Below are 26,456 nucleotides of genomic sequence, written 5' to 3'. Positions count from 1 at the left end.
ACAGAATCAGTTGGTGTGGGTTTCGGTTTGGGTTGAGAAATAACCATACCCGAAATTGGGAATTTAATTTTTTGAGTGACATTACCTAAGTTGTAAAATTTAAGGTACCCTGGTTGGAGAATATCGAGTACCCACACTAACAAAGTTACTCCAAAGCAAATTTTGACCAGCATTATTCCAACTGCCGAAATACAGGCATTGCAAACGAGGGTACTTCCTCTGGTACAACTTCAATCTTTTTCCCGGAAGCATAACCTGGTCCGGTATAGCTGCCATTGAGTAGAAAATTAACCAACATTACGAACAACCACAATCCAACCGCAGCAACACCAATTGGAGACTTTATACAATCGCTGAGGAAGTAGGCAGGATACCAAAGGAAACGCGCTTGGTTCTGGGGATGCAATCTATGAGCTTTCCACGTTTCTACATAGGGAATTTCAATTTGAGGGACTTTTGGTTTATAGCTCGTTTGTGAATTGACGTACCTTACTTCTACAGGTTGGGAATCAACTGACATTGGCACTCCTGGCTGCTGATTTACCATACCTCCTTGCTGTTGAACTTGGTTCAACATTCCCTGTAAGCGTGTAGTGGGAACAATTGCACCACCATCGGAATAGTCAATATCAACATGATTGCGACGATTTCTGGACATATTTAACTCCTAATTAGCAGTATTATTGGGATTGGAATTATCGTCTTTCCACAAATCTTCTTGCTGAAGTTGAGAATAAAATTCTTGTGGAGACAATGTTTCAGATTGGTTCGCTATATCTAAATCAGAATGATTAGATAAAGAGCGTGAGGGAAAGTGAATTAAGTTATTGCTAGAAATACTATTCACATCAGGATTAACAGGTGGGGGTAATTGAACATTATTCGAGGTTGTGGGGGCAATTGTATTTACCGAATCATCAATAATCTCATTATCTTCAATTATGTTGTTGTAATCAGAAATTCCCCATCCCAGAAAACTAGCAAAACCAGCGATAAAGATGATTGCACTCATCCAGTGTACGGATGAATTGGGGGACGGCATCATCTCAATTGTTGTGCGGGTTGAACCAGAAAGAGTAGTACGGATAGGAGTACGTTTAACTGCCGCTACCACGTTTAGCGAACATAAAGCTATACAAATTATTGCAGCGGCAAATTTGGCGTACATGCTACAGTCTCCTTGGTTTGGGATTTGAGATTACAAACATTAATTAGAGCAACGTAAGGGTTATTTAAGGTTGAGTATCTTCTGGATTCGGAGTAGCTGGTCTGACTGTCTCTTTCATCTCTTGCAAATAAAGTTTTCGTTCCTCCTGTTGTTTTTTGATTTTTTCACGAATTTCTCCTACTTGAGCTAATTGTTCAACTGGATCTGAATATCCACGGGCACGCAATAACTGCGCTTGAGCAAGGGAATATGGTTCTTGAACATTACGGATTTGCACTAGCATCTGATTCAAATCCACTACGGGTTGAGACTCCAGATTTTGCGCGTAATCAATTGCTTCGAGTTTCCCTAATATCATTACAGCAGCCGCACCTATAGGAATCTTTTCTTCTACTTTCGTTCCATCAGTTTTGCGATAACCCCAGTAAAAGGTATCATTACCCGAAGCCGCTTCTAGCAAAACATCCAGGGAGTTGAATTTAACTATCTCTAATGCAGGCATATAATGAAGACGGTAAAAACCAGAATCTTCATCGCTCTGCATCGCAGATATTTGACTTTTAAGTTGTTGACCCCATAATGCTGCTGCCATTTGTCGCCAACCGCTCAAATTAGACGTACCTTCAACAGAAGAGTAACTGGAAAGATGGTCAATGTTATAGTCAGTACGAGTAAGTTTTTCTAGGTAGACTTCACGTATTTGAGATACTTGTGTCTTAGCTTGCTGTACGGCTGAAATTTGATTCCTTGGTGGTATCTGTTGCTTCCAGCCAACCATCAGAGCTACTGCACCAATTACGGAAATTGCTCCAACAGTGGAGAAAGCCGTCCATAACCCTATATTTATCTTTCTTTTCTTTCTAGTTGGTTTTTTATCTCGAACGGGTACGGGGGTAAACATTAGAACTAATCATTTAAGTATTGTCAACAATCAAACTTAATTGCGGGCGTTTATTTAGCTCGCGAGCAACAGCAATTCCTGCGCCACCAACTACTATTCCGGTTAAGAGCAATAATGGATTTAGGGCAAGGGTTGCACCTATTCCCATCAATTGACCGACCATTCCAGAAACACCCAAATTCATTAATAATCCACCTGCGGTATTAACCAAAAAATCAAACGCTGCTTTCATTTTTATTACTTTTCCAAATTACAATTAGTGCCAAAATTAACCCAATAATTTCGCCAATCCCCACTCCAACTAAAATAGGTTGAATGCTAGAAATTTCTCGTCTTTCTTGAGTTGGGGGAATTGCTACCCATGTTCCAACAACTGTTCCAGTTAAAACACTCAGAAAGTGTATACCAACTGCGATTGTTGAATTATTCCGCATTTGCAATAAACTTTCATCCCGAAACTGGTAACAAATAGGTAGCATTTGATTGACTATTTCTTCTGAGATTGCTTTATTTTCTGCTGCGAGGACTTCAACTGTTTCTGCTGCGGTGTTGATGTACTCAGCAGTAGGGGATGTGCTTCCTCCCCCCAGTTGACTTTCCCGAAAAAATCATTATCAATGCGCGAGTTAATCCGCTCCTGGGCTTGGTCAAATTCATTTAAATTATCTCCAGTTCCACTAAATATAAATTCCTCTAAAGCAAGAGTAGAAGTTTCAAGAACTACTCGATGGCGTAATTGTCCCAGTTGAATCCCTCTATCAGTATCCCCGTAAAGCATTCCTACAAAACTATCTCCAGAAGCTTGTTCTGGATCTACTCCAAATCTTTGCTTGATGTATTCACGCTTGTTGAATTTGCGATCGCCTAATTCTTCGGAACTATTACGCATCTCAAGTAAATGCCGAGCAGCTTCTTCTAAAGACATATTTTCTTTATTTGCAGCAGCCTTCAGATTTACCAACTGGGATTCAACTTGTTCTGGAATTGTATTCTCATTAATCTCTAAATCCAATAATTGGCAAATATTTCGCACAACTTCAGGTGAAACTTGTAGCTGTTGTGCTAGCTGATTGATATGCTTCATTACGCTCTATTCTCCTAATTACTGTTTGTACGATTGGATTATTTTTTTCTGCTTCGGATATGTGCTTGGTCAAAAAATCATACAGAGTCATCTTGTTAACAAGACGTAAATAAGCATCTAATCCACCAGCAGGAATTACCTGCTCTAAATATTCCTCGAAAGTCAACCTTCTAATTCTGATAGCTACATAAAAAATATCAGCTACTTCAACTGCTGCTGCATCAAAATATCCTCCGCGCTTCTTAGGTTTCACGATTCCCGCGTATGGGAACCACTGCTGTAAGGCTGCAATTGAAATTCCATATCTTTGAGAAAGTGTCTTCTGCGTGTAGATAACGTTTTCATATACCATACCCACTCAATTCCAACTAAATATGATTGTCCATGTGAAAAAGGGTTAACTTAAGTACCACAGTGATGTTTGTTAAATATTTTTTATTTAACAAATCCAGTTACTTTCGTTTGGGTTTAACTCGACTTAAGCTGATTTAAATTTAGACCCAATTCAATTAACAATTGTTAGGTTACATATTGGATATCAGCAATGCAAGTAGGTTTAGATATATCATGAGAAAATAAATATAAAAGTAACGTTTGAAAAAATAATTACTGAGATAGAAATATTTACTTAAGGATGATTTTATTTGCGAATAAGCCAGATTAAAATCAGATACAAGTTTTGGATTATACAATCAAGCACTGCGACTGCGATCGCTAAATTTAAATTACAATTAATACAGGTGTTCTGTATCTATTGATTACACGAACTAAGAGTCAAATATAATTCTTTTGATTTATGACTATTACTCCATCGAAACTATTAACTTTTGAAGAATTTATAGACTGGTTGCCCCAAAATTCTGCAAAACGATACGAATTACACGATGGCATAATTGTAGAAATGGCTCAACCAACTGGTAAACATGAAAAAGTAACGGGTCTTTTAGCAGGAGAAGTTTGCATTGAGTATAAACGCTTAAAACTGCCATATTTTATTCCAAAAACAGCACTAGTAAAGCCACCAAACAAATCGTCAGGTTATTTACCAGATATTGTTTTAATAAATGATGCGAATTTAGATAATGAACCATTGTGGGAAAAAGAATCTACGGTTATTCATAGCGTTTCGATTCCTCTAATAGTCGAGGTTGTTAGTACGAATTGGGAAGATGACTATTACACCAAGTTTGGTAATTACCAAGCTATGAAAATACCCGAATATTGGATAGCTGACTACGCAGCATTGGGTGGAAGAAAATTTATTGCTAATCCCAAGCAACCTACGTTTTTTGTATGCGAATTGATTGATGATGAATATCAGATGACTGCTTTTAGAGGTGACGAGCGAATTATCTCTCCTACTTTCCCCAAACTAAACCTTACAGCACAGCAAGTTTTTGATGCGATTGTTTAAGCTCCTGAGTACAACTAATTATTCTTGCTCTTCAAAAATAGATGGTAAATCTCGACGAGCATTAACTACTCGGAGAATTTCAATACCCGAGTTGTCTTCATAAGCTCGCAATTTCTTTTAAGTCTTCCGTTGCAAGAATGGTAATAAAATATCTGGGATTGATTTTTACCTTTCGCGCACTTGCTGCAAATCTTTCAAAATTTGACCTACAAAAGCTTTTCCATCAATAGGTGGAGTTTGTTCGCTAATTACAATTGCTGCGTCTATTTTTTCTCTCACGGAATTTATCCAATCAATATCTGCTTGCTCGTATTCATCAAGAAGCTTGAAAGCAAGTGCTAATACTTCTTGTGCATCGCGATATTTACCTGGAAGGCAGTTTGCTTTGAATAAATTGTTCTTGTTGGGGGGTAAGCATCATGCTCATGGCGTTTGATTTCACCGTTTACTTAATATTTTAGCAAGATGATTCTTCAGTCATTGAAGCATATTTTGAAGCGATATATTAATCAATCATTAACATCAAGAAGGAGGATGTTCACCCATTGCGAACAATACTCGTCGTAAATTCACAACTCCTTCTCGATTTAACTTTAAAGTTTCTACTGTAGCTCTTCCTATTGGATTCAAACCAATAACTAGAGTAAAGTCATTATTCCACGCAAAATTATCATTCCATAGTTGTTGACGTGGATGATACAAAGGTACAGTTTCACCACTTACAGGATCATAACCTTGGATTTTATTATATTTGTGATTATTACAACCCTGACAAGAAAGAGCCAAATTACTTAAATTTGTTTCTCCACCTTTACTTTTGGGGATAATATGCTCGGCAGAAAAAGCTTGAATTGCAAAACTTTCTTGGCTTCTACAATATTCACAACATCCGTTAGCTCTTTTTACTACAGACTTTTTTAACTGCGCCTTCACTCTTGAATCGGACATTATTTTGTTGCGTGAATCCCTAAATTTTCCATCAATGCAGTTAGTGACACACCACGCAAACGTGCTAACTCTGCTAAATTTTCTATACGTTGTGCTTGGATTTTTTCTATTTCCTCAGTCAGTTGTAATAACCTTTGATACTCATCACCTGTGAGAGTTTCTTCTTCTCGTTTAACCTTTAATTCTTCGTAATCTTTGTGAATATTATCAGGAATACCTTGATTAATTTTAAGTAATAATTCTGCTTCTGTTTGCGGCAGTCGGGTGGCTTTACGTTGTGCTTTTAAAACAATAACTTGTGATACAAATTGTTCTAATTCAGACAAGTTTAATTGCTCAACTGCCTTGAGCAATTCTTCGGAAGATAATTGTACTTCAACTTTGAGGATTGACATTATCTACTTCTTGCCTAATAACTTATGAATAATTCTATCTTAAAATTTTCTGCCGTTGTCATCTATCAGCGACTAATCGTAAAGACTACGGCTGTAATATAGATACATATCAATACCGAAAAATTTATGTTTCAGTTATTTGTTTCACCCCTTCTCCTCAAACATCATCCGAGATATTAGTTTTGTAAGATGTGTTGACTCTACACCAAACCGACTAGCAATCAAAAACTGCTCTTCTTCAGTCGGCATTTTATCGAGCGTCAATAAATACTCCAAAAACGGTTGGGAATTCACTCCAAGCAAATCATCTTCTGTTGATTGCGATTGTGCTGTAGAGTCGGCTTCTGCGACGTTACTTTGCTCAAGCTGCGGGTGTTGTCCCATCTTTAAAAGTAACCATTCCTCTATTTCTCCTTTCTGTGGTGGTTGCAAGCCAAGCGTTTGACAAGTCGTAACGAATTCTTGTCCAATTAAAGCATTATCATACAATTGCTCCAACCAAGTTAAAAATTCTTCATTTTGAGGTAACTCTAGTCCTTGTTTGAAGCTAAAAGTTTGTACTTGTTTACCCAAACGAATTCTTTCTAGTAGGTTTGGGGTAGTATTTAATTCTTCACTAATAACGTGAGGGTCATTTGACCCAAAAGCCATTTTATCTAGAAGCCAAATAGCTACTTGCCCAGATTTAGGAACCGATAAATTTAGAGTTTCACAAGCAATAGTTAATTCGGTTCCCAAAGAAGTATAGCTTGCAAGCCAATCCTCTAAATTACCCGAACGAGGAGTAATTCCCTTGTTCGATAAACTAACAACCTCCAAACCTAAATTGACTAACTTTCTTACTACCATTGACAAGCTCTTACCCCATTCAGGTATCAGCTTCTCAATTTGAGTACGTGTATCAACATTAATATGAAAAGTTACGCGGTCTTTTTGCATATCAACTGGACGACCGCGTTTTGGAGGTAGCTTTGGGTTTTGCTCAAACTGTTGTTTACTCATCGTTATCCCAGTTTATCGAAACCACAAAGCATATTTGAAGCATTTTAAATCAATTATTTTAAAAAACGTTACTTTTAATTTGTGTGAAAATAATTTAGCACTGATAAATAATTACAAAATGTAAATAAAACACATACATAAATCTGTGTTTTGATATTCTTGATTCATCAAGTACAAAATTGATCAAGAAGGCAGAAGTACGGAGGCAGAGGGCAGAAGGGAATCTGTCTCGTACTTCTCGCGACCGTAGGGAGCAAGGGTTTAAGACCCCCGCCACAACGAAGTTTGGCGGCTTACAATTAGTGGCGGGTCTGAATCCCCCACTAATTGTTCCTTCTGCCTTCTGCCATCTGCCCTCTGCCTTCTTCAATGCAATCGCAATCATTGCGAAGAATCCCTGTAATATCCAAATAAAACGGGATTGTTTATGACTCTATTGTCAATTTTTCTAATTAATTGTGAGGTGTCCAACAATATAAGAATATTGCCAGAAATTTCACCCCTTATTTTTGCTTATGTAGAAACTGACTTCCTTTAAAGTACAAAGATATTGTTGTGCAAATAGTTCATAAAAATTAACAAGAGCGTACTTTGATTACGAATTATTGACTGTATTTTTCTGTTTTAGCATCTGAAGTTTTCTCCAGCTTTAACCATTCGCTCATTTCTTGCTCAATTAATAAATTGCATAGGTTGCTTACTGTTCGTTTCTCCTTATTAGCTCGTTGTTTGAGAGCTTCCATTGTTTTCGGTTCAAGATAAATTGTCTTCCGTGGGGTTGCATATTCAACTTTGGAGCCATTCATCGAAGGCTTGAAACAAGCAATCATGGATTTTTCTAACTCATCTATTAACTCTGGACTATCACTTTTGTGCCAAGCGATGCGAACTTCACCAGGTAAATTTTTAAATTCCTTAATTCTATGATGAGAATCCCAACGCTGTCTTAGTACTGTTGCTTTACCAACGTAAACAACTTTGTTGTCATGCAGCACAAAGTAGACTGCACAAACTAAGGGTAGATGCTTCCGTTGTGAGAGCGAGATTGTGGGTAATTTGAACGGGTCAATTAGTTGCGTATTCATTTACTACTTTGATTAACTCTACTTTCAATCCATTGCTCTATAAGCTCCCTAGATTTTTCGCTCATATTTGTCCCCTCTCTAGCACACCAGACTTTAAATTCTGTTCGGAGGGACTCAGGTAGGAAAACTCTAAAGCTTACAGTTTTGTCTTCTTTTGACATAGATAGGTCACATATACCACACGCTCATTTTCCGCTAGTTAACTCAGTTTGGGAATAATCCACATAGCCTTATTGATATACATGACCTATGTAGACTATGATAACTGTATTGTTGATAAACTTCTACAAATTTCAAATATGAATAACCATAAAAAATAGCGAAACCTTCCAAGTTTTTTAGGAGAGAAATTAGGAATAGCTCATGGCTGGCTTTTATTCAGAGTTGCTATTTTGTTCATCTGGATATCTGAGCTTTCCCTCTTTTTCAGCTATTTCAATGTCTCTACGCAACAAATAAGCTGCTAAATCAGCAAGGCTAGTACCTTCAATGTCAGCCCAAGTTTGTAATTTTTCATGGGTTAAGTCGGGAATAGAAACGCTTATTCTCTTAGTCACGGTAAGTCTAATAAATTTTCATGTCTCATCGTATCTTTTATTGAATTTAAATTTTGTTTCGATAACGATGCTGTTTAGTTGTGAAATAGCTGCTTATGAGATGATGCTGATATATGACACAAAAATATCTTTGCAAAACGCAATGCTTCTTTTGATATCGTCTTCTATTTTCAAGAAGATAGCCCAGTAAATCAAAAACAGCGGAGGTTAAATGGTTATTTAGAATCTTGGTCATCAAGAAGTTCTTTTAAATCTGACATCTCAATTCCTTTGCTTTGAGCCAAATCTTCAAGTTGTCGGTTAATTAAGTCGAAGTTTGCTTCGAGTCGTGCTGATATTATTTGGCTTGCATAAGCACTAGGAGTTTTACCACTAATAGCAGCCCAATACTTCAACCTTTGGAGGTTATAACGGGAAACTGTAATATTTAATCTGACATTTTCTTCAAGCGGCATTGTTTCTACTTGGAGCTTTGACACATCTACATCTCCTTTAAAAATATACCCATTCATACGCCATTACGCTTGTCGGTTAACACAATAGTTACAACCGCTCTTAATCGCATAGTTGAGTTATAAACACTTTATAGCATCTTTTAGCTATCTTTGTGCTATCTTCGTAGTGTATATTATTCTTGTGCTTAGTTAGTGAAATATTTATTGGCTTAAATATTTCGATGGCTTATTATCAAATTTGGGGAAAAGGAGTTGCAGGAGATGAAAAATAGCAATCAATCAGAATCAAGGCTAGCTTCTAATTCTTCAATAGAAATATTTTTGTATCGCCGCGCATATTCTGCGAGTTGCTGATTAATACTTTCAAAGTTAGTCTAAGCGCCTTGCAGCAATGATTTGAGCCGCAAATGCAGCGGGAGGACGACCTCGGAGTTTTGCCCAAAGCTTTAGCTTCCGAAAATCATAAGGAGATAGGGTAATTGAAAAACGAACATTATCTTCTGCCATGTCTAATAACTTTTTTTGATTGTGTCTGAATTAATTTGCATATGTATTACCAAGCCAACCCACAGAAATTGCCCCGAGACGAATTGAGAGTTTTCTTGCATGAAAACACCACTCAATTCAGTCCCGAGCCGTACAATTGACCATTTTATGAAGATTGTTCTTCTTCTGATTCAACCCAAGCAAGGATTAATTCTTTGGCTTTTTGGCTCATGGAGGTTTTGCTACGAGCGCAAGCGATTTTAAATTGTGTGCGCTCGTCATCTGACAAAAAAACCACAAGCTTTACGGTTTTATCTTCCGTGTTTTTCAAGTTAGACACATTTCACCCATTACGACACTTACCTTAATTATGTCATTGAGACAAATATCAGCATATAAGCAATGTAGTAAGTTAAGTATTTTGTATTAATATACCTATATAGGTTATTATTCCAATAGAATAAATTTCAGTTTCGATTCCAAAAGTTCAATGCTTCCATGAATCCCTTTCCTTACAAACAGGAATCTTTAAGATGAAAAACTGCGAAATCCTGAAAAGTTTACCACAACAAGGTTTAGAACCCAGGCAGTTCCTACGCCACTGCTTCGGTATTGCCGAACTGACTGCCTCGGAATTACTTGAAGAAGAAACAGACAGTCAGTATCGCAAAAAATGCATTACGGTATTCTGTACGATTTTTAATATTCAGCGAGCCACGGTTCGTAAATGGGGAAGCGACCTCAATTTTGAAGGGATGCCTAAATATTGTAGGATTTCTCTTGCTTATATCTATGCTGCTCAAATTGCACCTCCTCAGCTAGGAAGCATCCTGAAAGGGGATTTTGTTCCACCATCGGTTGATGCTCAAACGTTTTTAGAGAAAGTTCTTTTAGATGAGTTAACCGAGCAGGAAATATTACAAACTGTCTCTCATGCTAATTTCCGTGGCACTTGTGTTAAAACCCTTACCGATGTTTTGCAAATAGGAACAAAATCGGTTCAAGACTGGGGACAAGATATGTCATTTCGTAAAATGCCCCGAATTCACAAGCATACTTTGGGCTATGCGTTGGCTGCTATCTCCCAAGTTTCATTAACTGACGTTTTTCTCAAGGCAAGCAAGCCAGCAGCAGCAGTGTCTAAAGCGCTCTCAACAGCTGCTTAAGTTATTCAGATTGGTTGGATTAGAAAAATTGGTCTTTGTGACAGACCAAACACTATAAAAGCAAACCGAATTTATCATGACTGGACTAATTCTTGCAACCGAAAGGTACATCGAGCAGAACTATATTGACTCCAATCCTACGTTACACATGGAGCAAAGTACATTGGAGTATCTGTACGCAGCATTCTCGCTTTACGAATATAAGCAGACTCGTACAAGGAAACAGTATCGCGCACTTTTGGAAGAATATCGATGGGATAAAGGGAGTACGGAAGAAAGGCGATCGCTAAAAATTGCAGAGAATTTTCAAGCGTTTGTTGGTTGTCCGGAACACTTGGCTGTATTACCTGTGCCGATATTGCTGCGGTTATGCTCGAAGAATTACAACGTTTTGATTGAAAAATTGCAAGATATTCCTATTGGTGGATTGACTTGTAAACTTGTATTAGAATTGATTAAGGAAAGAGCAAAGTTTCTCAAGTCTCAAAGAAAAGAGAAAAAAGTTGGTAATTGGCGAGCAACACCAGATGGTAATCGATACTATACTTTCGGCAAGATTGTGGAGGATGACCATCAGACAGGAGTGCTTACAGAGAAGTTGATAGAGCAGTTTGGGTTTTCTCCGCAGCGGATTGTCAGAATGGCGATAGCGGACTTCTACGACAATCAGATAGTTGAGATTCCGACGGATAAAATTAGCTCTCTAACCGATTTGATTACTGATGAAAAAGAAAGCAATACTATAAACTCGGAAGATGTTGAGAGTCCAATAAATTGGGAATCCAAACAACAAGAATTTGAATCATTATTGCAAAAAGATACAGGAGGTACTGAGTCTGAATACACCAATGAATCAGAGATTGACTCTGATAAAGATGTAAACGAAGTACCAAATAATACTCAGATTGATATTGATAGTCAAGCTACTGTCCAACAGGAGGTACCTCAAGAAGCAGAAACAACACCTACACCCCTAGAACTAGCAAGCAAATTACAATTCCTTCGTTCGTTGCCAATGCCTTTTAGTAAGAAGGATAGAAAGTTCGCTTGTGAAATAGTAAGTTCGATTGCTTCGACTTGTGATACTTGGGAATCGATTGCTACGGTTACTCAGCGTGATTCGATGTCTTTAGCATTTGTGGTTGGGTTTTTGGAAGATGAGCAAAAAGCTTGGTTTGAGAATTTGCCTAAGCTTTTGGCTGATTATGCTGTAACTAATCCAGAAGAGTTGATGTGGGTTGATGGAGTCACCCGTACCAGAGCTTTAGCTGCTATGGGTTTTGAAGTCGGTAGTAAGGTAGAGGTAATAACAAATCATCATAACTGCAAGGGACGCAGAGGTCATATTGTAGATTTATCAATGACCAATAAAATTCCTATTGGTGTCAGATTTCCAGGAATGAGAAAATATTTTTACTATACCGATTTAAAATTAGTTTGTAATCAAAACGAGGATGATGCGGCATCCGAAGATATTTCAAAGAAAGTTGAAATGCTGTTGCAAGCAACTTGTTGGGAAGAAGTTGTTTCAACAACAGATAATTGGACTGAGGAATTAAAATCTGCGACTTGGAAAGTATTGGGTGAAGAAGCACAACAACATATTAGTAATTTAAAAAATCAATATTTTGAAAAACTTGAAAAAATACCCCAAGTTGGAGATAAGGTGATTTGGAACAATTGCCCAGGGAATTTAACTAGCTGGCAGCCATTTATGATTACGGATATACAAGGTGCTGAGGCAAAATTAGATTTTTATATGTATATGGTGCCGTTAGCTGAATTATCTAAAGTGGAAAATTGAGTTGGTCTAAGTATTTTGCTCGCATTCATAACTATGCAGCCATAGTTCATGTTTCGCGCAATATTTCTTAGCTTCAATAATTAAATATGAATTTAAGACATTTTTGCTGAAAACCTGTAGAACAAGATGTAGGTATTCTTAACGACAGTACATAATGAACGTTGTTTAATATACTTAAATTCAAATTCAATATGCAAAACAGCTTCTTTCAAGTAGCTAAGAGATTTTTTAACCCAGAAACTTTAATACCTTTCCTGATTGGAGCAATCTTTTTATCCGTACTTGGTAATGCGATTACTGATATATTAAAAGCTATTATTGGTGATACCACGCCAGATACGGTTAAAATTGCTATTGGTTCGGTGCTAATTTTCATGTTTTGTGTTTGGTTTGTTACGAAATCAATAACCACAAATTTACCACCGATAGATTTGGGTAAATCCTCACCTGGCAAACACAAAGGATTGATATTATTGGTGAGTAGAGAAGAACCCTGTCGCAAAGCAATAGAACATCATCTACCCGAACTAAAATATTGCTGGTTGATTTGTTCTTCCCAGAGTCTTAACGTTGCTAAAAAACTACAGCAGGATTTTCCTAAATTGATAATTCCCGAACCATTAGTAATCAAAGATGTGTATGACCCGGTAGAATTTTCTCAAGTGGTTATGAACGTTTACGATTGTCTTCCTAGCCGTTGGACAAAAGATGATATTATCGCTGATTTCACGGGAATGACTGCTCAGGGTAGTGTGGGAATGACAATCGCATCTTTATTAATGCGACAATCAAGGTTGCAATATACTCCAGCAGAATCACGAGATGGTAAACCTACTGGAAATTCTTTAAATCCGATTGAAATTGCGTTGACGGAAAAAAGATTGGCGCGAAGTAAAAAATTGAAAGAAATTCATTAAAATAAAAACTAGACACAACTAAGTAAACGTTTTAATCTTTTGATTGTGAGCTTGTTTTTTTGACGGGTCGAAGCGAGAGCTAAAACTAGGGGGGTTCCGTCAAAATCGCCGAAATTTTTATCAATAAATGGTTTCAGCGTTTTACATCTTGCAACAAGTGAAACTAATTATCAATAAGCGAGGCTGAAATGAACCTTTTTTTTAGACCCGTCAAAACCTGTTGTAGAATCCTTATCATGCAAGGGTTTCAAGGGACGGTCTTCCGCCGACTGGATTAAGTCGGATTAGTTGGAAACTCAAATGGCAGATTCTCTTGAGAATTATGCTAAGGCTTCCGCCGACTGGATTAAGTCGGATTAGTTGGAAACTTTTTTAGTTCAATGACAATATCTTATATTGAGAGTTCTTCCGCCGACTGGATTAAGTCGGATTAGTTGGAAACTTGCTGTCTACTTCTTTAGTGAGCGTAGTTAAAGACTTCCGCCGACTGGATTAAGTCGGATTAGTTGGAAACCTGCTAAGTCTGCATTCGAGTTTTCAGGAAGACTTAACTTCCGCCGACTGGATTAAGTCGGATTAGTTGGAAACAAGAGTCTTTACTATCTTGGTTTGGAGGATTGGTTCTTCCGCCGACTGGATTAAGTCGGATTAGTTGGAAACTAGTTACATTTTGCAATTTGTCAGAAATTGACAGCAACTTCCACCGACTGGATTAAGTCGGATTAGTTGGAAACTTGTATTCTGGGATGTCGCTTGGTTCGATTGGGTCATCTTCCGCCGACTGGATTAAGTCGAATTAGTTGAATAAAAATAATTAGAAAAAACCCTCTAAAAGCTAATTAGAGGGTAATTTTTTGATTAATTAGTAGGATTATTTAACAATACGAAAAGTCGTCACAAAATTAGTAAGGATTATTATTAATATCATCATGTTGTTCGCCGTAATGATATAAATTCAATTTACCTTGGGAAGAAACACAAGTAACTCGAACGCTCTGAGTTACTCGAAAATGGTCAATATTTCCTTTGTTTGTATACTTGTCATATTTTATTCCTCCATGTTGTTTAAGAATCGCAGTATCGCCATTTGACTCATTCAATAAACGGGTAACATTAGCTAAAGTTTCTTGTAATTTAACTCGCTTATGTTTTTCCTTCACTCTGTTGTAATCAGCCCTAAAACTATCTTGATATTCCAATCTAGAAAAATTAATTAAATCTCCAGATAGTAAATCATCTTTACACTGATTCCAAACTAAATATCCCCAGGTTGAAAGGGTCATTTTTCCATCAACTTCACCTAACATTGTTTCGGGAATTCCGTTAGTTTCTTGGGGAGAAAGTCCCGCTCCAGCATTTAGTAAAGCTAGCTGCATTGTGTAAGGTTTAAGTGAGGAAATATCTACAGAAATTGGTAAGCGAGGAATAGTAATTAAATCGGATTTTTGACCTTCAAATATGTAAATAATCTCATCAGCGTAAAACATTCCAATGGTGTTGAGATAACCTTGCAAGCTCTTGAAACTACCCACTAAGTTAAAACAAATTTTGTATTTACTTTCTCTTAAGGGTGGAATAGTTTCTTGCAGCCAAACAATTAATTCATCAATTCCCACAGAAAATGCTTCTGTACTTATAGTAGAAAGTCCGCTGGGAGCATAAATGCTGGTATTAGTTAAACCTTGTTTTCTAAGAAAGTTTTCGACGATTTCAGCGGTAGTTTTACCTTGAATTGTATCGGTAGCAATCAGAAAATGATAATCTTCTTTTCCTTGAGTTAAATCTTCTTGGTAGACACCGTAAATACCATTTAATTCCGCACTAGCACGACGGATTTGGGGTATTTGAACCTTATCAAGCTGCTTATTTGCTCTGTCTTCTAAAGTTGAAATAATATTTTTTACAGTTTCTGGTGTGTCTTGTTCGTTTAAATTTGCTGTATCGCGCAGTTGGGGATACCAATCTTTTTCTTCTGGATTAGCGCGATTAATTTGGTTAGTTAGTAAGCTGGTGCCGATGGTAGATAAAATTACGCGACGCATGATGTTTTTAGTTGATTTAGAGTTTAATCACCACAGTTTTTGAAAACTGTTAGAACGATTTTGTTGTGAATTAAGGAATTTGATAAAATCCTGAGATTCCCTCGAATTATCTGGAAATAAAGTCAAAAATTCCAAGTATCTGAATGTTTTTTTGGGAATTGGTTTTCCTTTTGGATCTTCAGGATTTTTAACCAACCGAACAAAAGGATACATTCGATGCCACAATCTACCAATTTGTCCCATTTGTCCGGTAACTGACGAACGATAAATTGAACCTTCCGATTGTATTCCCCGAATTTCTTCTTGATAAGGTTTGTGTAACCAAAAGATAGCTCGGGAGTCTTCTTTATTTTCTGCTTCTCGTCCCCATATTTGTACATTATCTTGATGCCATGTTTCTCTCCAAGCAGCTTTTTGAGCGGGATTAGGAGTTATATTTTGAAGTCGCATCCATTCTTTGGCTATTTGTTGTATTTCGGCAATAAATTTGGTTACATGGTCTAATTTACGAACTTTGACATCATTAGCAAGGGAACGCTCTCCCAACCACTGCCAATGACAGCCAATTAATGATTTATATTGGTTTTCGTAGTATTCTTCATAAAATAAGCGGTGGTCTGCTCTGCGCCATGATTTACCAAAACCACCAAAAATCATTGCAAATCGAGTTAAAGCCCCAATCAATTTTTTCAATGCTAATTCTTGTTCTGAGTTGGGTAATTTTCTTGCTAACAACCAAGTTAATTCCCCTTCAATATCGTAAGTTGGTTGTAGATAACCCTTTCTACCAAATTCTCCTGGATTATCTGTGAGTACTCGAAAACTCATTCCTAATAATCCGATGACGGCTTGTCCTTTAATTCCACCAAATAAATTATTGACGATTCTATCTGCGGTGTCTGCGTTGGTTAATCCCCCAAAAATCCGCAATGCGTGACCTCTTACTGCTGCACGGAAAACGTTGGCTCGAAACTCTCCCGTACCGTCAATTAACTTGGCTGCTTGTCCTTGACCTTTTAATTTAGTCCGATAAAGTACGTTGCCAGTATGTTTTTCTGGTTGTCCGTATCCAGCACAAACCCGGCTACCAATTCCGGTAGATATGGCTTTTTCCCAAATATTCCAAATAACTTCCCATTCTTGGTCATCTAAGGGAACAGTACTAGAAATACCAAATTTGAGTTCTGGTTGATGAAGAGAAATCTGAATAAAAGCACCCGAATCCTTTTTATTAGACTTTACCTGGAAATCTTGCTGGGGATGAACGATATCGACTAAATCTTCCGTCCAAGCAGTATCGGTGGGATAACCACCATGAAAGCGCAAAATTCCAGGTTTGAAATCATCATTTAAAGATTTACCGCAATAGCGCTCGGCTTCTTCTTGACTGCAAGCGCGGCGAAAAATACCTTTCATACTACTTCCAGGATAAAATGGCCAACCCCTAGCACCAATTACAGGACGAGTTACACCGTCATCTTGTCCGCTATTGGTAATAAATCGCCAAGTTAAATTATAGGTGCGAGTTTGAACAAAACCAGCAGACTCGCGAAGTTGGGGATAAGTTTTTTCTACCCATTCCGAAGCCCAACGTGTAGCGTCTTGTTCTTCTCTACGAGGAACTAATCTTTGAATTTGGCAGCGTCCATCAATTTGTGCCCGGAATAGCATCGGGACTTTTTTCGCAGGTTCGGGAATATTCATGGTAAGAAGTAAGAAGTAAAAAGTAAGAAGTAAAAAGTAAGAAGTAAGAAGTAAAAAGTAAGAAGTAAGAAGTAAGAAGTTTAGTAAAATTGGCTTTAGGCTTTATTGTTGTTGTACAGAAAGTGACAGTAATAACGCTACTGACTCATCCAGAGCGGAGGTTTATTCAAAAATAAATCCTCAACCATTATTTCTTACTTACTACTTATTACTTGTTACTTCTTACTTATACCGTTGCGTCCACCAAACAATGCAGTCACACAATTGAGTTAAAACTGCTAAAGAAACCCGTTGTTCCTGTATTTCTAGCTGCCAAAGTTGTTCTGACATGGCTTGAATTTGACCGACGTTGTTAGCATTAACTGGTTCGTTCGGAATCAAAACTCCCGCTTGTTCCATAATCCCGACTAATGCATCCCAAGTTTCCTTCCAATATTGAGATTTTTGTGGTTCTTTGGCTTGCAAACGTAAATGTTCTCCCCAAAAACGCTCTAATCCATAAGCAACAGCCATCCGCATTTTATAAGATTGGTTGAGAGATTTATCATCTCGGTTTTTGGCACTTAATACCAATTTTTGTGCTTCCCTATCTAAATCGTAAGATTTCCAACCCATGATTAATAGTCTCCTGCTAACTTCACCCGACAATGACCAAATCCAATCGATTCTAAGCCACCAAAATACAAATCTTGAGATTCTGTACTATCACCAAAAGGCTGCCAACCTGTTTCTTTTAAAGCAATAGGAAAAACTAAAACGCTTCCTTCTGGTAGAGCTTCGACGTTAAAAAATGCTCCTCCTTCAACCTTCTTTTCGCTATCTGCTAATTTCACGCGACTTTGACGGTAAAGCGCCATATCGTGTAGCATCGCAATATCATTATCAGCAACTACCAATAAATTATCGCGATTAAAATCGGTACCGCTTGGTATCCAATCAGTAAGATTATCATCGTGTTCAATTTCGATAAAACCCAAGTTGAAAAATAGAACTCTGTGATTGGTGCCAACTTGACGACTTTGTAAAGCTTTTGGAGCCGAATATGGCTTTGGTATTTCTGCTGATATACTAGCAATTTGCTTGTAGCGTTTAAGCAATCTCGGACAGGTAATCCAAACAATCGGTTGACCGGGACAAAATACCGGAAGCCATACCAAAGAAGCATATTCAAATTTTATTAATGCTTCTGTAGTTTTGTTTTCCTCTCCCGATATCGCTTCATGACCGTACCATTTTCTTTCATTATCCTTAGAATTTGGGCGCATATCTGCTCGAAATCTCCCGCGAATCGAACTACCGGGAATAATCCCCGTTTGAGTAAATTGGTCGCGAAAAATCAAGTTTAAATTTCCTGTTTCTTCTCCAGCACTTGCTCCAATATGTAGCGGTGCTAAGGTTTCAATAATTCCGTAAGCTTTGTGATACATTTTTCAATTTTAGATTTTAGATTTTGGATTTTAGATTTTGCTCCAAGTTAGGAGTGTAAATTTTCTTTGCTACCCCCTCTTCCCACTCTTCCCCCTCTCTATTCAAGCGGTAACGCTAAACCACATCCCCAACGCTTAAGTGAAGGACCTTCTCTAGGGAACCAGTTCGGATTCCATTCTTGCCAAGGTTGATTTATTGGTTCTTTTAAGATGTAAACTGTACCAGCAGGAACCGCGTAACGTCCGCGAGATAATAATTTTGGTGGTTGAAATGGATGTTTATTTTCTTGCTGATTTTCATTTTCACGATTCCCCAAACGGTAACGAAATGGTATGGGACGAGATGTAAAAAGTGCTTCTAGTTCCCAAACATTTTTTTCTTGGTTTTCTGGTATTGGTTGTTCTTGCTGGTAAAAAGTCTGGTCGCGTTTTTCTAAACAAACGGGTACTCGCTTTGATAACCGATTGGAACCCCAAACTGCAGGAGTAATTAATGCAAATTTCTTTCCTACGGGTTTATTGAGTAATTCAGAAAGTGATTGACTTAGAGGTTCGCATCGGACATCAACCATATGTCCTTCACCACCAAAACGATACCAACCGGGTTCAAGTTTAGTGTTGGAAAGATAAACCAAACAAGTACCAGTTTCCATCTGAACCGAATTTTCTAGAAATAAACTTCCTTGTTCTTCGTGATTTCTAATTACGTGTCGTTCTTCTAATTCCAAGCGTGGATGCAAATGAGCCAAGAATTTCCAAGGATTTTTCTTAACTTCTTCGGGATTATTCCAATTATTAATTGCTAACCAAGTATTATTATCATATTTATCCACAGGAGTTTCATTGTCTTTATTTCTCCAAGCTTCAAGTTCGCGATTCCAACTTAATTTATCAACAATTTTTCCATCTTTAACTAAACAGTTTTTTGGAGTTGGTACGTAAAAGTTTTGTTCGGATGAGGTTAACTCATCTACATCTCCCCAAAACGGTCCAGCTAACATTAAATCGCGGATATCTGCATTTTCATTTTGAGAAGCTGCAAATAAACCCGATAAAGTCGCAGCAGTGGGAGGAAAATTACTACCAGAACGTCCCACTAAGTTTTCTGGTGAGAGAAATCTTCCGGAACTACCGTAGAGTAAACCCAGTGGTTCGATGATAATTAAATGGGTAAACGGGGAGCGAGGAGGAAGATATTTTGTTTGTTCGGATGTGTTAGAACTGGTTTCTACTGCTGACATAAATGAAATCCTACTTTTGCAAGGTTAATTATCCAATCGGTTAATGCTTTGTTGAGTTTGTCTGGGTCTAACTCTTCTGTATTTTCTTTGTAGTAATTATCCTTCTCCCCTAAAATTTTCCTTGCAAGGTTAATTATCCAGTTGGTTGAAGCTTTGTTGAGTTTGTCTGCTTCTAACTCTTCTAACTCTTCTATAACTTCTATAACTTCTTTGTAGTATATAGATTCTTTCCCTAAAATCTCCGCAATCGTTTCTATTAAATCCAGATATTTGGGTTGTAATTGTTTACTTTTGTTTTTGATTACATCCAAATAAGCAGGAAAATATATCTCAAGTAAACCCAATCCAACACTTAAACCATGATTATCAAAAGCATGGCGGGATTCTAAAACAGCGACATCATTATATATATGCGTCCAATTTTGTCCCCCTTCCCTATCCCGATAACTCGATAACAAACCTTCTTCTAATAACCTCCAAGAACACACCCATTCTAAATTATTACCGTTATTAAACAAGATGCGAAAAGCAATTCTATCCCGTCCGCTACTTTTTGCTGACTTCTCAGCTTCTCGGCAATGTTGTAGTATATCCCGTTGTGGAATATTAGCTGAAGCCCAGACAAAACCGACGCTGACAGTTATTTTCTTTGGCTCCGGTTGATTCCAAGTATCGCTCTTAAATTTCGAGAAAAAATTTACACAATCATTTGCATTTTTTCTATTATAAAAAGCACCTAAAAAATCATCACCTCCTGCATAAATAACACGCCAATTTTTCATCTCGTGATTTTTTGGTAATTCTTGAAAGTAACTACCCCATTCCCTCATTTCTTCACTAAATTTATGAGTTTCTTGAGCTTCTTCTGGTGTGTTTGCAAAACTTTTCAAGAATTCACCAGCTTTATCACCATCACCCTGAAACCAACCAGTGTACAAATTGTCTTTAAATCGGCTAAGATCTTTAAATGTAGTGGGATTTAGGTCGTCTGATAGTTGATTTATTTGTTGAGCTAGATTTTTAAGAATTATCCCATTATTGCCAAAAACATTTTTGAGTCGTTCGGTTAATTTTTCAGAAATTACATTATGGGTAATCAATCGTTTAATCAACTCTGGTACGCTTAATTCTTCGTCTGGGTCGATAAAAGATTTTCCATATTCTTGGCTCCGTTCGCTCATTTTTTCATCAGGAACTTTTAATCTAACTGACTTGATGAATGATTCCCCTAATTTCTCGCTGAGTGCTTGATAAAAAGCTCTGACATCGTTCTTTTCCTGCTGGTAATTATATTCGCGAGGGTCGGAATTGAAACCAAGTTTTGGATATGCTATTCCATCTGCACCGGAAAGGGTAGAACTCTCTCCCTGCCAGTTTATCCCAGTCCAATCGCGAGCGCGTTTTTTTTCGTTCAGCTTTTCCCTGACATCACTGATACTTTGCTTTTCGTTACCCTGAACCCAGAAAAATTCCCACGCATATTTCGTCCACAAACCCCAGGTTCTTCTCCAAGGAGTATAATCAACTTTCTTTCCTTCAATCACTTCAACATTTGTTTCAATCCATTCTCGACAAGTCTCTGTAATGCATTTCCAAGCCTCTAAGAGTACTGATTGAGCTTCACCTTTTGGGAAGTTACCTTCAATAATAATCTGGTTTGGCATTCCCTGAGTAACATTTATCGAAGCTGGAGAAATGACTGTACAACCATGATTTTCAGCAGCATTACAAATCACCCAAGATATGTAAGAAAGTAAATAAGAACTCCCATACAAATCTCGTAACTTCCGCGACTTTTCGATAAACCCCTGCACGGGAGCAAAGGTAATTACTGTGTAAATTTTATTTGTCATAGACAATAAGCAATTATGCCTCAACTATTTTACTGATTGCATCTAAGAACGTGTATTCAATTCATTAATTGATACATTAACAAATACATGGAAAACGCTATTTCCATCGTGTATTCCAACAAGAAGGAAGAAACGTAGCAGCAGGATACATCCTGCTTGTACTTTTATACCTACGTTTCTTTTGATTTAAATTTGATACTTAAAAAGGCTTTAGCATCTGTTGAATAGACATCCAAATAACAACGGATGCTCCAATAAATACGGTAAAGGCATCATACCCTAATAAATTTCTCAAATGTGGTGAATTTGACACTTTATAGATGATATTAATCCCCGAAAGCGTTCCAGACCCACCAATGAGAATATTCACAAAATATTCCAAATTTAATTGACTGATTTTTTCTGGTTGAAAGAAAATAACAAGAATAATTATTACCACCCAACAGACTAAGGCGCTTAGAGGCATAAAGCCCCCTTGCATACACACAAATTGCTAAATCTTCTTAATTCTTGCTTCCTATCAATTGCTGTGGAGTAATTAACCTGCTGGTTAAATTGCAGAAGCCAACTTAAAACGACATGAGGTTTCTCATGAAACCTAGTGAATTCAAACATGATTTATTTCCTCTATTTATCTCGTACTTGTCAGACGTTAATCGTTTATGAATCGTGGACGTGTTAAACATTAATCGTTAGTGCTAAGTAAGCCCTGTAAACGCAGACACGCTCTAAACCTTTTCTTTCCATTAGAAGATATTCTCATCTTGGGTTTAATAAGTACTTTTATAGCATATTCGGTGCTACTTGGGTAGAAATGAGTAAATAAAATTCGTGTAATTTATTACTAAATAGATATAACTGCTTTTTGCTACCTATAAACTAAAAAGCACCAGATATTAATTGTATTTTGAATAACCTTTAAATAACAATAACTATCTCTTATAGTTTTTCTTTTAATAAAAATATTAAGACTATAAAAGTAAATTAACAGAAGTAAAATAATTCACAGAATTAAAAGCATTAGATTATGGTAATTAATAAAGGTTATAAAAAAATCGAATAAAAATAATTTGTTTATTAAATTTATATTTGCGTTATAATGGAGTCAATGAAACAAATCATAGTTTCCCCTACAACTGGGTTAAGTTGATTAGTTGAAGACAAAATAGAATCACGTACATGTTGTACGTTCATCGTAAACATAGCTAACTGCAAGAGAAATTAGATTTATAAATCTAATTTCTCTTGCAGTTAGCTGTTTTTAGCTATACTCTTAATTAAGAATAAATATTTTTAACTGAAAACTTCTATTTACTATAAATAATGATTTGTTTTGGATTAATTTAAGATTTCCTCAAACACCTTCTGCCCTCAACATTTCGTCAAATGAATCAATACATCTGCTAAAGCTTGCACCATCGGACGAGTTGATAAATTCTCCCCTCGCTTCAAACTATGTACGCTACCTGTAACTATAGGATTGGTTTGTAGTAATTCGTTTGTATTCTCTCGCCAATTTTTACTAAACAAAACTTCATCTTGAACAGCATTCAATTGACTGTGAATTTTAGCAATTATTTTTAACCCCAAAATTTGACAAAAACCTTCCCAACCAGCAAATTTACTCGTGTCTCCCGATAAAATAACTGCGTGGGTTGCTGGTTGCATAATTTTCTTGTTTTCATCGGTAATTTTGCCACCAACATCGATAATATTGATTAACTGGTTAGCGCTCTTAACCCATCTAGCTGCTTCTTCCGCAAATTCTGGGGTTACATCTCCCTTATTTTTACGTTTACATTCGGATGCTAAAGATTCGTTGTTTTCGCAAGCTTCCTGGTGCCAAGAACCTTCTCCATCGGGACAAGCGGTGATTATATATGGATAAGGTGCGTTAACATTAGCTAAAATAGCTCTCTTTAAACCGTCTCGCAAGCATGATTTACCAGATTGTGGTGGTCCGCATAAAACTACTTTAATTCTGGAGCGTTCTTTTTGTGATTCTTGGGTTTCAATCAAGTCTCCTACTTTATATTCCGTAGAACCGTGTACGGAAGTGACTATATATGTTTTGTGCCTGATAGCACCATCTGCTGTACTGATTTTACTGCCTAATTTGGGGTCGAGTACGGCAACCGCTTGGTATAAATGAACCAGTTTATGGGAAAGAATATAAGCAACGGGAACCGATTGCGGACCATCGATTAAAATGCGCTTTCCTCCGGAAATCTCACCCGAATCAATCATTTGAGTTATTCTTTCTAGTGCATCTTTGGCAATGCGATCGCCCTGGGCGGGAACGTTACGATTAAAGCCAACGTGTAATACATCGCCTTTCAATTCAATTTGGTAGCTTTGCATACTTTGTATTTATCTAACTACTGGTTTACTATGACATGAAAGTGGAATAGGCGTATTCCATATTTAAGTAAGAAGTAAAAAGTAAGAAGTAAGAAGTAAGTAATTTTATACCTTCCGGGTACACACAATATCTACGGTACCCTCCGCGCTTACACTAGCCGCAGTAAACATTTATGCGCGAACACCTATTATGAGCAGAAAGTTTTCTCCCCCTGCTATGAAGAAATCAGTCCTCAAAACCTCTTACTTTTGACTTCTTACTTCTTACTTCATTTAAGAAAAGTCCCGCGTCTTAAAGCTTCGATTCTTTTATGAATGGGCGGGTGCGTGTGCTTCAACCAATGAAAAATCCCCGTATCTTCTGTCATTGCTACCCGAATCCACAATGTAGCCATCTGTTCTCTATTTTTCTTAGATGGTTGAAAAGGTAAACTCTCAAGAGTAGCTAATGCTGATACCATATCATCAACGCTGGTTAATCTCGCTGCTACGGCATCGGCATGATATTCTCGCCAACGACTATGCCAAAAGGTTAGTAATGTAACAAGAGATTTGGTTATTGTTGGCAACATGATAAGAATTTCTAAGAGAACGCAAACCCAGAGTTTTTAAACTTGGGTTAGTTCGATGTAAAGCGAATTTATATGTCCTTCGGACACGCTTTGCTAACGCCGTCATCTTTTGTCATGTCTTCGATAAAATCCCTAACTTGGTTTTGCCAGTTGGGAATATTTTTTAGCTTTTCTTTAACCTGTGGAGTTAACCGGATAGCAACCTGAGCAGTTAAAGATTGTTTCCTGTTAGTCACGAAACCTTCTTTATGCCCTTTAATAAAATGCCCTTTAAAATTTCTCATAGCAGTTTACGATATGGTACCGAACGGTTATATTAGTTATAACAGCTATTAAAGAGGTCGGTCAATGGCTCGGAGTAAAACGCCATCATTTGTAACAGAGATTTCGTTAAAAGTTGACAGCAAGCAAGAAAAAGAGTTATCGTCACGCTTTCAAGCAGCTAGACAACTATACAACGCTTGCTTAAACGAAGCTTTAGTTCGGATGAATCTGGTTAAAAACTCTGAGCTATACCAGCAAGCTAAAAAACTAAGAGGAGGGGACAAGAAAAAACGCCAAGATTTGTTCAACAAAGCGAGGGAAACTCATAGATTAAGCGACTATGCGCTTAAAACATTTGCTACTCAAACTGCAAACCGTAGCAAGTGGATAAGCAGCAATCTGGGCGCTCATGAAAAACAAACAATAGGTACAAGGGCTTTTAAAGCTGTCGATAGAATCTTATTTGGTCAAGCCAAGAAAGTTAGATTTAAGGTCACGACTCGCTTTAAATCAGTAGAAGGACAATCAAACGCTACTGGCATAAGGTTTATCAATAATCAAGTTTTATGGAAGAAATTAATATTAAATCCGATTATTGACTGGAATAACCCAGTAATAGTTCATGGCTTGAATTCACCTATTAAATATTGTCGTATTTTATGGCGTAATCTTAATGGTAAAAAGCGCTGGTTTATACAATTAATTAATGAAGGTTTACCATATCAAAAACCTCAAAACTACGTAATAAAAGGGATTGTGGGGCTTGATGTTAACATCGCGGCGGTTGCGTTTGTCGCTGATAAGAAAGCTGGGCTTTTACCATTTGCGGAGAAGGTACCAACTTTTGAACGCGAGATAAAAGCACTTCAAAGAAAAATGCAGCGTTCTCAAAGAATGCACAACCCGGATAATTTTGAACCTGACTTTGACAAGAAAGTTGGTAATAGAATTGTTCGTAAGAAAGGTAAAGTTAAAAAAGGTAAAAAGCAATGGATAAAAACCAAAAACTATCGTCGGATACAAGTTAGAAAAGCAGAGCTAGAAAGACGTAAAGCAAGTTATGCAAAGTCTCAAAACCGTAAATTAGTTAATGAAATTTTGCGTCATGGTAATCAAATTAAAACTGAGAGAGTAAGTATAAAAGGCTGGCAGAAAATTTACGGTAAGGCAATTTCTGCTAAGTCGCCCGGATATTTCCAATCAGAACTTAAACGCAAAGCTGAAAACGCTGGCGGTTATTTTCTAACTTTTTCTACTCAAACTACTGCACTGTCCCAAACTCATCTTGATGGCACTCGTATCAAGAAAAAACTATCAGAAAGAGTGCATAGAGACGTAACAGGTATTCAACCTATGCATCGGGACTTATTTAGTGCGTTTTTGAGTCGATGCGTGTATAACAATAAGTTGTCACTTTGGGATGCTCAATGTGAGTATCCAGGGACGGAGCCGTTCTTGTTAGACGGGTGGCAGCAATCTCAATCTGCAAATCGAGTAGCCGAGCGTGAAAGCAGGAATAGTTATAGTTCCTCGGAGCAGATGTCTAACGAAGCGCTAACCTCTAACCAGATAAGTCAGAAGGACTACAAGTTAGAAGGCAATGCCTGAAT

29 protein-coding genes and 1 CRISPR repeat array are annotated in these 26,456 nt (G+C 37.3%); of the genes, 5 read left to right on the top strand and 24 right to left on the bottom strand.

Annotated features, from left to right (window positions below; genetic code table 11):
• Window positions 1-172 precede the first annotated feature (172 nt).
• The 7 genes from RIV7116_RS24115 to RIV7116_RS24085 form a co-directional block, all read right to left on the bottom strand.
• Window positions 173-658, bottom strand: a complete 486-nt coding sequence (locus RIV7116_RS24115) for a hypothetical protein (RefSeq protein WP_015120943.1) — start codon at window positions 656-658, stop codon at window positions 173-175.
• A 9-nt stretch (window positions 659-667) separates the two neighbouring features.
• Window positions 668-1,168 carry a hypothetical protein gene (locus tag RIV7116_RS24110; RefSeq protein WP_015120942.1) on the bottom strand — a complete coding sequence of 167 codons (501 nt, stop codon included), beginning with the start codon at window positions 1,166-1,168 and terminating at the stop codon, window positions 668-670.
• Between the two features lie 64 nt (window positions 1,169-1,232).
• Window positions 1,233-2,069: a phage terminase large subunit family protein gene (locus tag RIV7116_RS24105; RefSeq protein WP_015120941.1), complete on the bottom strand. Its 837-nt coding sequence runs from the start codon at window positions 2,067-2,069 to the stop codon at window positions 1,233-1,235.
• A gap of 13 nt (window positions 2,070-2,082) precedes the next feature.
• Window positions 2,083-2,301, bottom strand: a complete 219-nt coding sequence (locus RIV7116_RS24100) for a hypothetical protein (RefSeq protein ID WP_015120940.1) — start codon at window positions 2,299-2,301, stop codon at window positions 2,083-2,085.
• Window positions 2,285-2,548: a hypothetical protein gene (locus RIV7116_RS24095; RefSeq protein ID WP_015120939.1), complete on the bottom strand. Its 264-nt coding sequence runs from the start codon at window positions 2,546-2,548 to the stop codon at window positions 2,285-2,287. The genes RIV7116_RS24100 and RIV7116_RS24095 overlap by 17 nt, the downstream gene beginning before the upstream one ends.
• A gap of 8 nt (window positions 2,549-2,556) precedes the next feature.
• The gene (locus RIV7116_RS24090; RefSeq protein WP_015120938.1) at window positions 2,557-3,153 is read right to left on the bottom strand and encodes a hypothetical protein; all 597 of its coding nucleotides are present in this window, start codon (window positions 3,151-3,153) and stop codon (window positions 2,557-2,559) included.
• A complete protein-coding gene (locus tag RIV7116_RS24085; RefSeq protein ID WP_015120937.1) occupies window positions 3,107-3,505 on the bottom strand; it encodes a hypothetical protein in 399 nt (132 codons plus the stop codon). Before RIV7116_RS24085 ends, RIV7116_RS24090 begins: the two co-directional genes overlap by 47 nt.
• A gap of 444 nt (window positions 3,506-3,949) precedes the next feature.
• Here RIV7116_RS24085 and RIV7116_RS24080 point away from each other — a divergent pair, with 444 nt between their 5' ends.
• Window positions 3,950-4,567 (top strand): Uma2 family endonuclease, encoded by a 618-nt coding sequence (locus tag RIV7116_RS24080; RefSeq protein ID WP_015120936.1) that lies wholly within the window; start codon window positions 3,950-3,952, stop codon window positions 4,565-4,567.
• Between the two features lie 522 nt (window positions 4,568-5,089).
• Here RIV7116_RS24080 and RIV7116_RS24070 read toward each other — a convergent pair.
• From RIV7116_RS24070 to RIV7116_RS36010, 8 genes are all read right to left on the bottom strand, one after another.
• Complete coding sequence (locus RIV7116_RS24070) at window positions 5,090-5,515, bottom strand: HNH endonuclease (protein WP_015120935.1); 426 nt, start codon at window positions 5,513-5,515, stop codon at window positions 5,090-5,092.
• Entirely contained in the window at window positions 5,515-5,910 is a 396-nt protein-coding gene (locus RIV7116_RS24065; RefSeq protein ID WP_015120934.1) for a hypothetical protein, read from the bottom strand. Before RIV7116_RS24065 ends, RIV7116_RS24070 begins: the two co-directional genes overlap by 1 nt.
• A 144-nt stretch (window positions 5,911-6,054) precedes the next feature.
• The gene (locus tag RIV7116_RS24060) at window positions 6,055-6,912 is read right to left on the bottom strand and encodes a hypothetical protein (RefSeq protein WP_015120933.1); all 858 of its coding nucleotides are present in this window, start codon (window positions 6,910-6,912) and stop codon (window positions 6,055-6,057) included.
• A gap of 602 nt (window positions 6,913-7,514) precedes the next feature.
• Complete coding sequence (locus RIV7116_RS35160; RefSeq protein ID WP_015120932.1) at window positions 7,515-7,997, bottom strand: GIY-YIG nuclease family protein; 483 nt, start codon at window positions 7,995-7,997, stop codon at window positions 7,515-7,517.
• Between the two features lie 374 nt (window positions 7,998-8,371).
• Entirely contained in the window at window positions 8,372-8,554 is a 183-nt protein-coding gene (locus RIV7116_RS24050) for a hypothetical protein (protein WP_015120931.1), read from the bottom strand.
• Window positions 8,555-8,769: 215 nt separating this feature from the next.
• On the bottom strand, window positions 8,770-9,033 hold the full coding sequence (locus RIV7116_RS24045) for a hypothetical protein (protein WP_157229321.1): 264 nt from the start codon (window positions 9,031-9,033) through the stop codon (window positions 8,770-8,772).
• 345 nt (window positions 9,034-9,378) lie between these two features.
• A complete protein-coding gene (locus RIV7116_RS37105) occupies window positions 9,379-9,516 on the bottom strand; it encodes a hypothetical protein (protein WP_015120929.1) in 138 nt (45 codons plus the stop codon).
• A gap of 145 nt (window positions 9,517-9,661) precedes the next feature.
• Window positions 9,662-9,835 (bottom strand): plasmid partition protein ParG, encoded by a 174-nt coding sequence (locus RIV7116_RS36010; RefSeq protein ID WP_232435719.1) that lies wholly within the window; start codon window positions 9,833-9,835, stop codon window positions 9,662-9,664.
• A 193-nt stretch (window positions 9,836-10,028) separates the two neighbouring features.
• Here RIV7116_RS36010 and RIV7116_RS24035 point away from each other — a divergent pair, with 193 nt between their 5' ends.
• The 3 genes from RIV7116_RS24035 (at window position 10,029) to RIV7116_RS24025 (ending at window position 13,382) form a co-directional block, all read left to right on the top strand.
• Window positions 10,029-10,661, top strand: a complete 633-nt coding sequence (locus RIV7116_RS24035; protein ID WP_015120928.1) for a hypothetical protein — start codon at window positions 10,029-10,031, stop codon at window positions 10,659-10,661.
• Window positions 10,662-10,737: 76 nt separating this feature from the next.
• Window positions 10,738-12,465 carry a hypothetical protein gene (locus RIV7116_RS36560; protein ID WP_015120927.1) on the top strand — a complete coding sequence of 576 codons (1,728 nt, stop codon included), beginning with the start codon at window positions 10,738-10,740 and terminating at the stop codon, window positions 12,463-12,465.
• Between the two features lie 191 nt (window positions 12,466-12,656).
• A complete protein-coding gene (locus RIV7116_RS24025; RefSeq protein ID WP_015120926.1) occupies window positions 12,657-13,382 on the top strand; it encodes a CRISPR-associated protein in 726 nt (241 codons plus the stop codon).
• A 259-nt stretch (window positions 13,383-13,641) separates the two neighbouring features.
• A CRISPR array of direct repeats spans window positions 13,642-14,190; the repeat unit is 37 nt; unit sequence CTTCCGCCGACTGGATTAAGTCGGATTAGTTGGAAAC.
• A 94-nt stretch (window positions 14,191-14,284) separates the two neighbouring features.
• Here the strand turns inward: RIV7116_RS24025 and RIV7116_RS24020 are convergent.
• The 9 genes from RIV7116_RS24020 to RIV7116_RS23975 form a co-directional block, all read right to left on the bottom strand.
• A complete protein-coding gene (locus RIV7116_RS24020; protein WP_015120925.1) occupies window positions 14,285-15,424 on the bottom strand; it encodes a hypothetical protein in 1,140 nt (379 codons plus the stop codon).
• A 27-nt stretch (window positions 15,425-15,451) separates the two neighbouring features.
• On the bottom strand, window positions 15,452-17,128 hold the full coding sequence (locus tag RIV7116_RS24015; RefSeq protein WP_015120924.1) for a hypothetical protein: 1,677 nt from the start codon (window positions 17,126-17,128) through the stop codon (window positions 15,452-15,454).
• A gap of 222 nt (window positions 17,129-17,350) precedes the next feature.
• Window positions 17,351-17,743: a hypothetical protein gene (locus tag RIV7116_RS24010; protein ID WP_015120923.1), complete on the bottom strand. Its 393-nt coding sequence runs from the start codon at window positions 17,741-17,743 to the stop codon at window positions 17,351-17,353.
• A gap of 2 nt (window positions 17,744-17,745) precedes the next feature.
• Window positions 17,746-18,555, bottom strand: a complete 810-nt coding sequence (locus RIV7116_RS24005) for an RAMP superfamily CRISPR-associated protein (RefSeq protein ID WP_015120922.1) — start codon at window positions 18,553-18,555, stop codon at window positions 17,746-17,748.
• A gap of 98 nt (window positions 18,556-18,653) precedes the next feature.
• On the bottom strand, window positions 18,654-19,796 hold the full coding sequence (locus RIV7116_RS24000; protein ID WP_015120921.1) for a type III-B CRISPR module-associated Cmr3 family protein: 1,143 nt from the start codon (window positions 19,794-19,796) through the stop codon (window positions 18,654-18,656).
• On the bottom strand, window positions 19,784-21,649 hold the full coding sequence (locus RIV7116_RS23995; protein ID WP_015120920.1) for a type III-B CRISPR-associated protein Cas10/Cmr2: 1,866 nt from the start codon (window positions 21,647-21,649) through the stop codon (window positions 19,784-19,786). The genes RIV7116_RS24000 and RIV7116_RS23995 overlap by 13 nt, the downstream gene beginning before the upstream one ends.
• 1,371 nt (window positions 21,650-23,020) lie before the next feature.
• On the bottom strand, window positions 23,021-24,010 hold the full coding sequence (locus RIV7116_RS23985) for a hypothetical protein (protein ID WP_015120918.1): 990 nt from the start codon (window positions 24,008-24,010) through the stop codon (window positions 23,021-23,023).
• Window positions 24,011-24,279: 269 nt separating this feature from the next.
• Window positions 24,280-24,582, bottom strand: coding sequence for a M48 family metalloprotease (locus RIV7116_RS23980; protein ID WP_044291153.1), 303 nt, complete (start codon window positions 24,580-24,582; stop codon window positions 24,280-24,282).
• Window positions 24,583-24,650: 68 nt separating this feature from the next.
• Window positions 24,651-24,818, bottom strand: coding sequence for a hypothetical protein (locus tag RIV7116_RS23975; RefSeq protein ID WP_157229320.1), 168 nt, complete (start codon window positions 24,816-24,818; stop codon window positions 24,651-24,653).
• A 112-nt stretch (window positions 24,819-24,930) separates the two neighbouring features.
• Here RIV7116_RS23975 and RIV7116_RS23970 point away from each other — a divergent pair, with 112 nt between their 5' ends.
• Window positions 24,931-26,454 carry a hypothetical protein gene (locus RIV7116_RS23970; RefSeq protein WP_015120916.1) on the top strand — a complete coding sequence of 508 codons (1,524 nt, stop codon included), beginning with the start codon at window positions 24,931-24,933 and terminating at the stop codon, window positions 26,452-26,454.
• The last annotated feature ends 2 nt before the right edge of the window (window positions 26,455-26,456 follow it).

It is taken from the genome of Rivularia sp. PCC 7116, assembly GCF_000316665.1.
Lineage (GTDB): Bacteria > Cyanobacteriota > Cyanobacteriia > Cyanobacteriales > Nostocaceae > Rivularia.
Note: the sequence above shows the minus strand (reverse complement) of the source record. Positions and strands in the feature narration are given on the sequence as shown.

What these genes read in the sequence shown, in the direction of transcription:
- RIV7116_RS24000 (WP_015120921.1), bottom strand. Translation starts at nt 19,796, where the DNA reads ATGTCAGCAGTAGAAACCAGTTCTAACACATCCGAACAAACAAAATAT.
- RIV7116_RS24010 (WP_015120923.1), bottom strand. Translation starts at nt 17,743, where the DNA reads ATGGGTTGGAAATCTTACGATTTAGATAGGGAAGCACAAAAATTGGTA.
- RIV7116_RS24105 (WP_015120941.1), bottom strand. Translation starts at nt 2,069, where the DNA reads ATGTTTACCCCCGTACCCGTTCGAGATAAAAAACCAACTAGAAAGAAA.
- RIV7116_RS24025 (WP_015120926.1), top strand. Translation starts at nt 12,657, where the DNA reads ATGCAAAACAGCTTCTTTCAAGTAGCTAAGAGATTTTTTAACCCAGAA.
- RIV7116_RS24065 (WP_015120934.1), bottom strand. Translation starts at nt 5,910, where the DNA reads ATGTCAATCCTCAAAGTTGAAGTACAATTATCTTCCGAAGAATTGCTC.
- RIV7116_RS24100 (WP_015120940.1), bottom strand. Translation starts at nt 2,301, where the DNA reads ATGAAAGCAGCGTTTGATTTTTTGGTTAATACCGCAGGTGGATTATTA.
- RIV7116_RS24020 (WP_015120925.1), bottom strand. Translation starts at nt 15,424, where the DNA reads ATGCGTCGCGTAATTTTATCTACCATCGGCACCAGCTTACTAACTAAC.
- RIV7116_RS23995 (WP_015120920.1), bottom strand. Translation starts at nt 21,649, where the DNA reads ATGACAAATAAAATTTACACAGTAATTACCTTTGCTCCCGTGCAGGGG.
- RIV7116_RS23985 (WP_015120918.1), bottom strand. Translation starts at nt 24,010, where the DNA reads ATGCAAAGCTACCAAATTGAATTGAAAGGCGATGTATTACACGTTGGC.
- RIV7116_RS24005 (WP_015120922.1), bottom strand. Translation starts at nt 18,555, where the DNA reads ATGTATCACAAAGCTTACGGAATTATTGAAACCTTAGCACCGCTACAT.
- RIV7116_RS24095 (WP_015120939.1), bottom strand. Translation starts at nt 2,548, where the DNA reads ATGCTACCTATTTGTTACCAGTTTCGGGATGAAAGTTTATTGCAAATG.
- RIV7116_RS24110 (WP_015120942.1), bottom strand. Translation starts at nt 1,168, where the DNA reads ATGTACGCCAAATTTGCCGCTGCAATAATTTGTATAGCTTTATGTTCG.
- RIV7116_RS36560 (WP_015120927.1), top strand. Translation starts at nt 10,738, where the DNA reads ATGACTGGACTAATTCTTGCAACCGAAAGGTACATCGAGCAGAACTAT.
- RIV7116_RS23970 (WP_015120916.1), top strand. Translation starts at nt 24,931, where the DNA reads ATGGCTCGGAGTAAAACGCCATCATTTGTAACAGAGATTTCGTTAAAA.
- RIV7116_RS35160 (WP_015120932.1), bottom strand. Translation starts at nt 7,997, where the DNA reads ATGAATACGCAACTAATTGACCCGTTCAAATTACCCACAATCTCGCTC.
- RIV7116_RS24080 (WP_015120936.1), top strand. Translation starts at nt 3,950, where the DNA reads ATGACTATTACTCCATCGAAACTATTAACTTTTGAAGAATTTATAGAC.
- RIV7116_RS24015 (WP_015120924.1), bottom strand. Translation starts at nt 17,128, where the DNA reads ATGAATATTCCCGAACCTGCGAAAAAAGTCCCGATGCTATTCCGGGCA.
- RIV7116_RS24060 (WP_015120933.1), bottom strand. Translation starts at nt 6,912, where the DNA reads ATGAGTAAACAACAGTTTGAGCAAAACCCAAAGCTACCTCCAAAACGC.
- RIV7116_RS24035 (WP_015120928.1), top strand. Translation starts at nt 10,029, where the DNA reads ATGAAAAACTGCGAAATCCTGAAAAGTTTACCACAACAAGGTTTAGAA.
- RIV7116_RS24085 (WP_015120937.1), bottom strand. Translation starts at nt 3,505, where the DNA reads ATGGTATATGAAAACGTTATCTACACGCAGAAGACACTTTCTCAAAGA.
- RIV7116_RS37105 (WP_015120929.1), bottom strand. Translation starts at nt 9,516, where the DNA reads ATGGCAGAAGATAATGTTCGTTTTTCAATTACCCTATCTCCTTATGAT.
- RIV7116_RS23980 (WP_044291153.1), bottom strand. Translation starts at nt 24,582, where the DNA reads ATGTTGCCAACAATAACCAAATCTCTTGTTACATTACTAACCTTTTGG.
- RIV7116_RS24070 (WP_015120935.1), bottom strand. Translation starts at nt 5,515, where the DNA reads ATGTCCGATTCAAGAGTGAAGGCGCAGTTAAAAAAGTCTGTAGTAAAA.
- RIV7116_RS24115 (WP_015120943.1), bottom strand. Translation starts at nt 658, where the DNA reads ATGTCCAGAAATCGTCGCAATCATGTTGATATTGACTATTCCGATGGT.
- RIV7116_RS24090 (WP_015120938.1), bottom strand. Translation starts at nt 3,153, where the DNA reads ATGAAGCATATCAATCAGCTAGCACAACAGCTACAAGTTTCACCTGAA.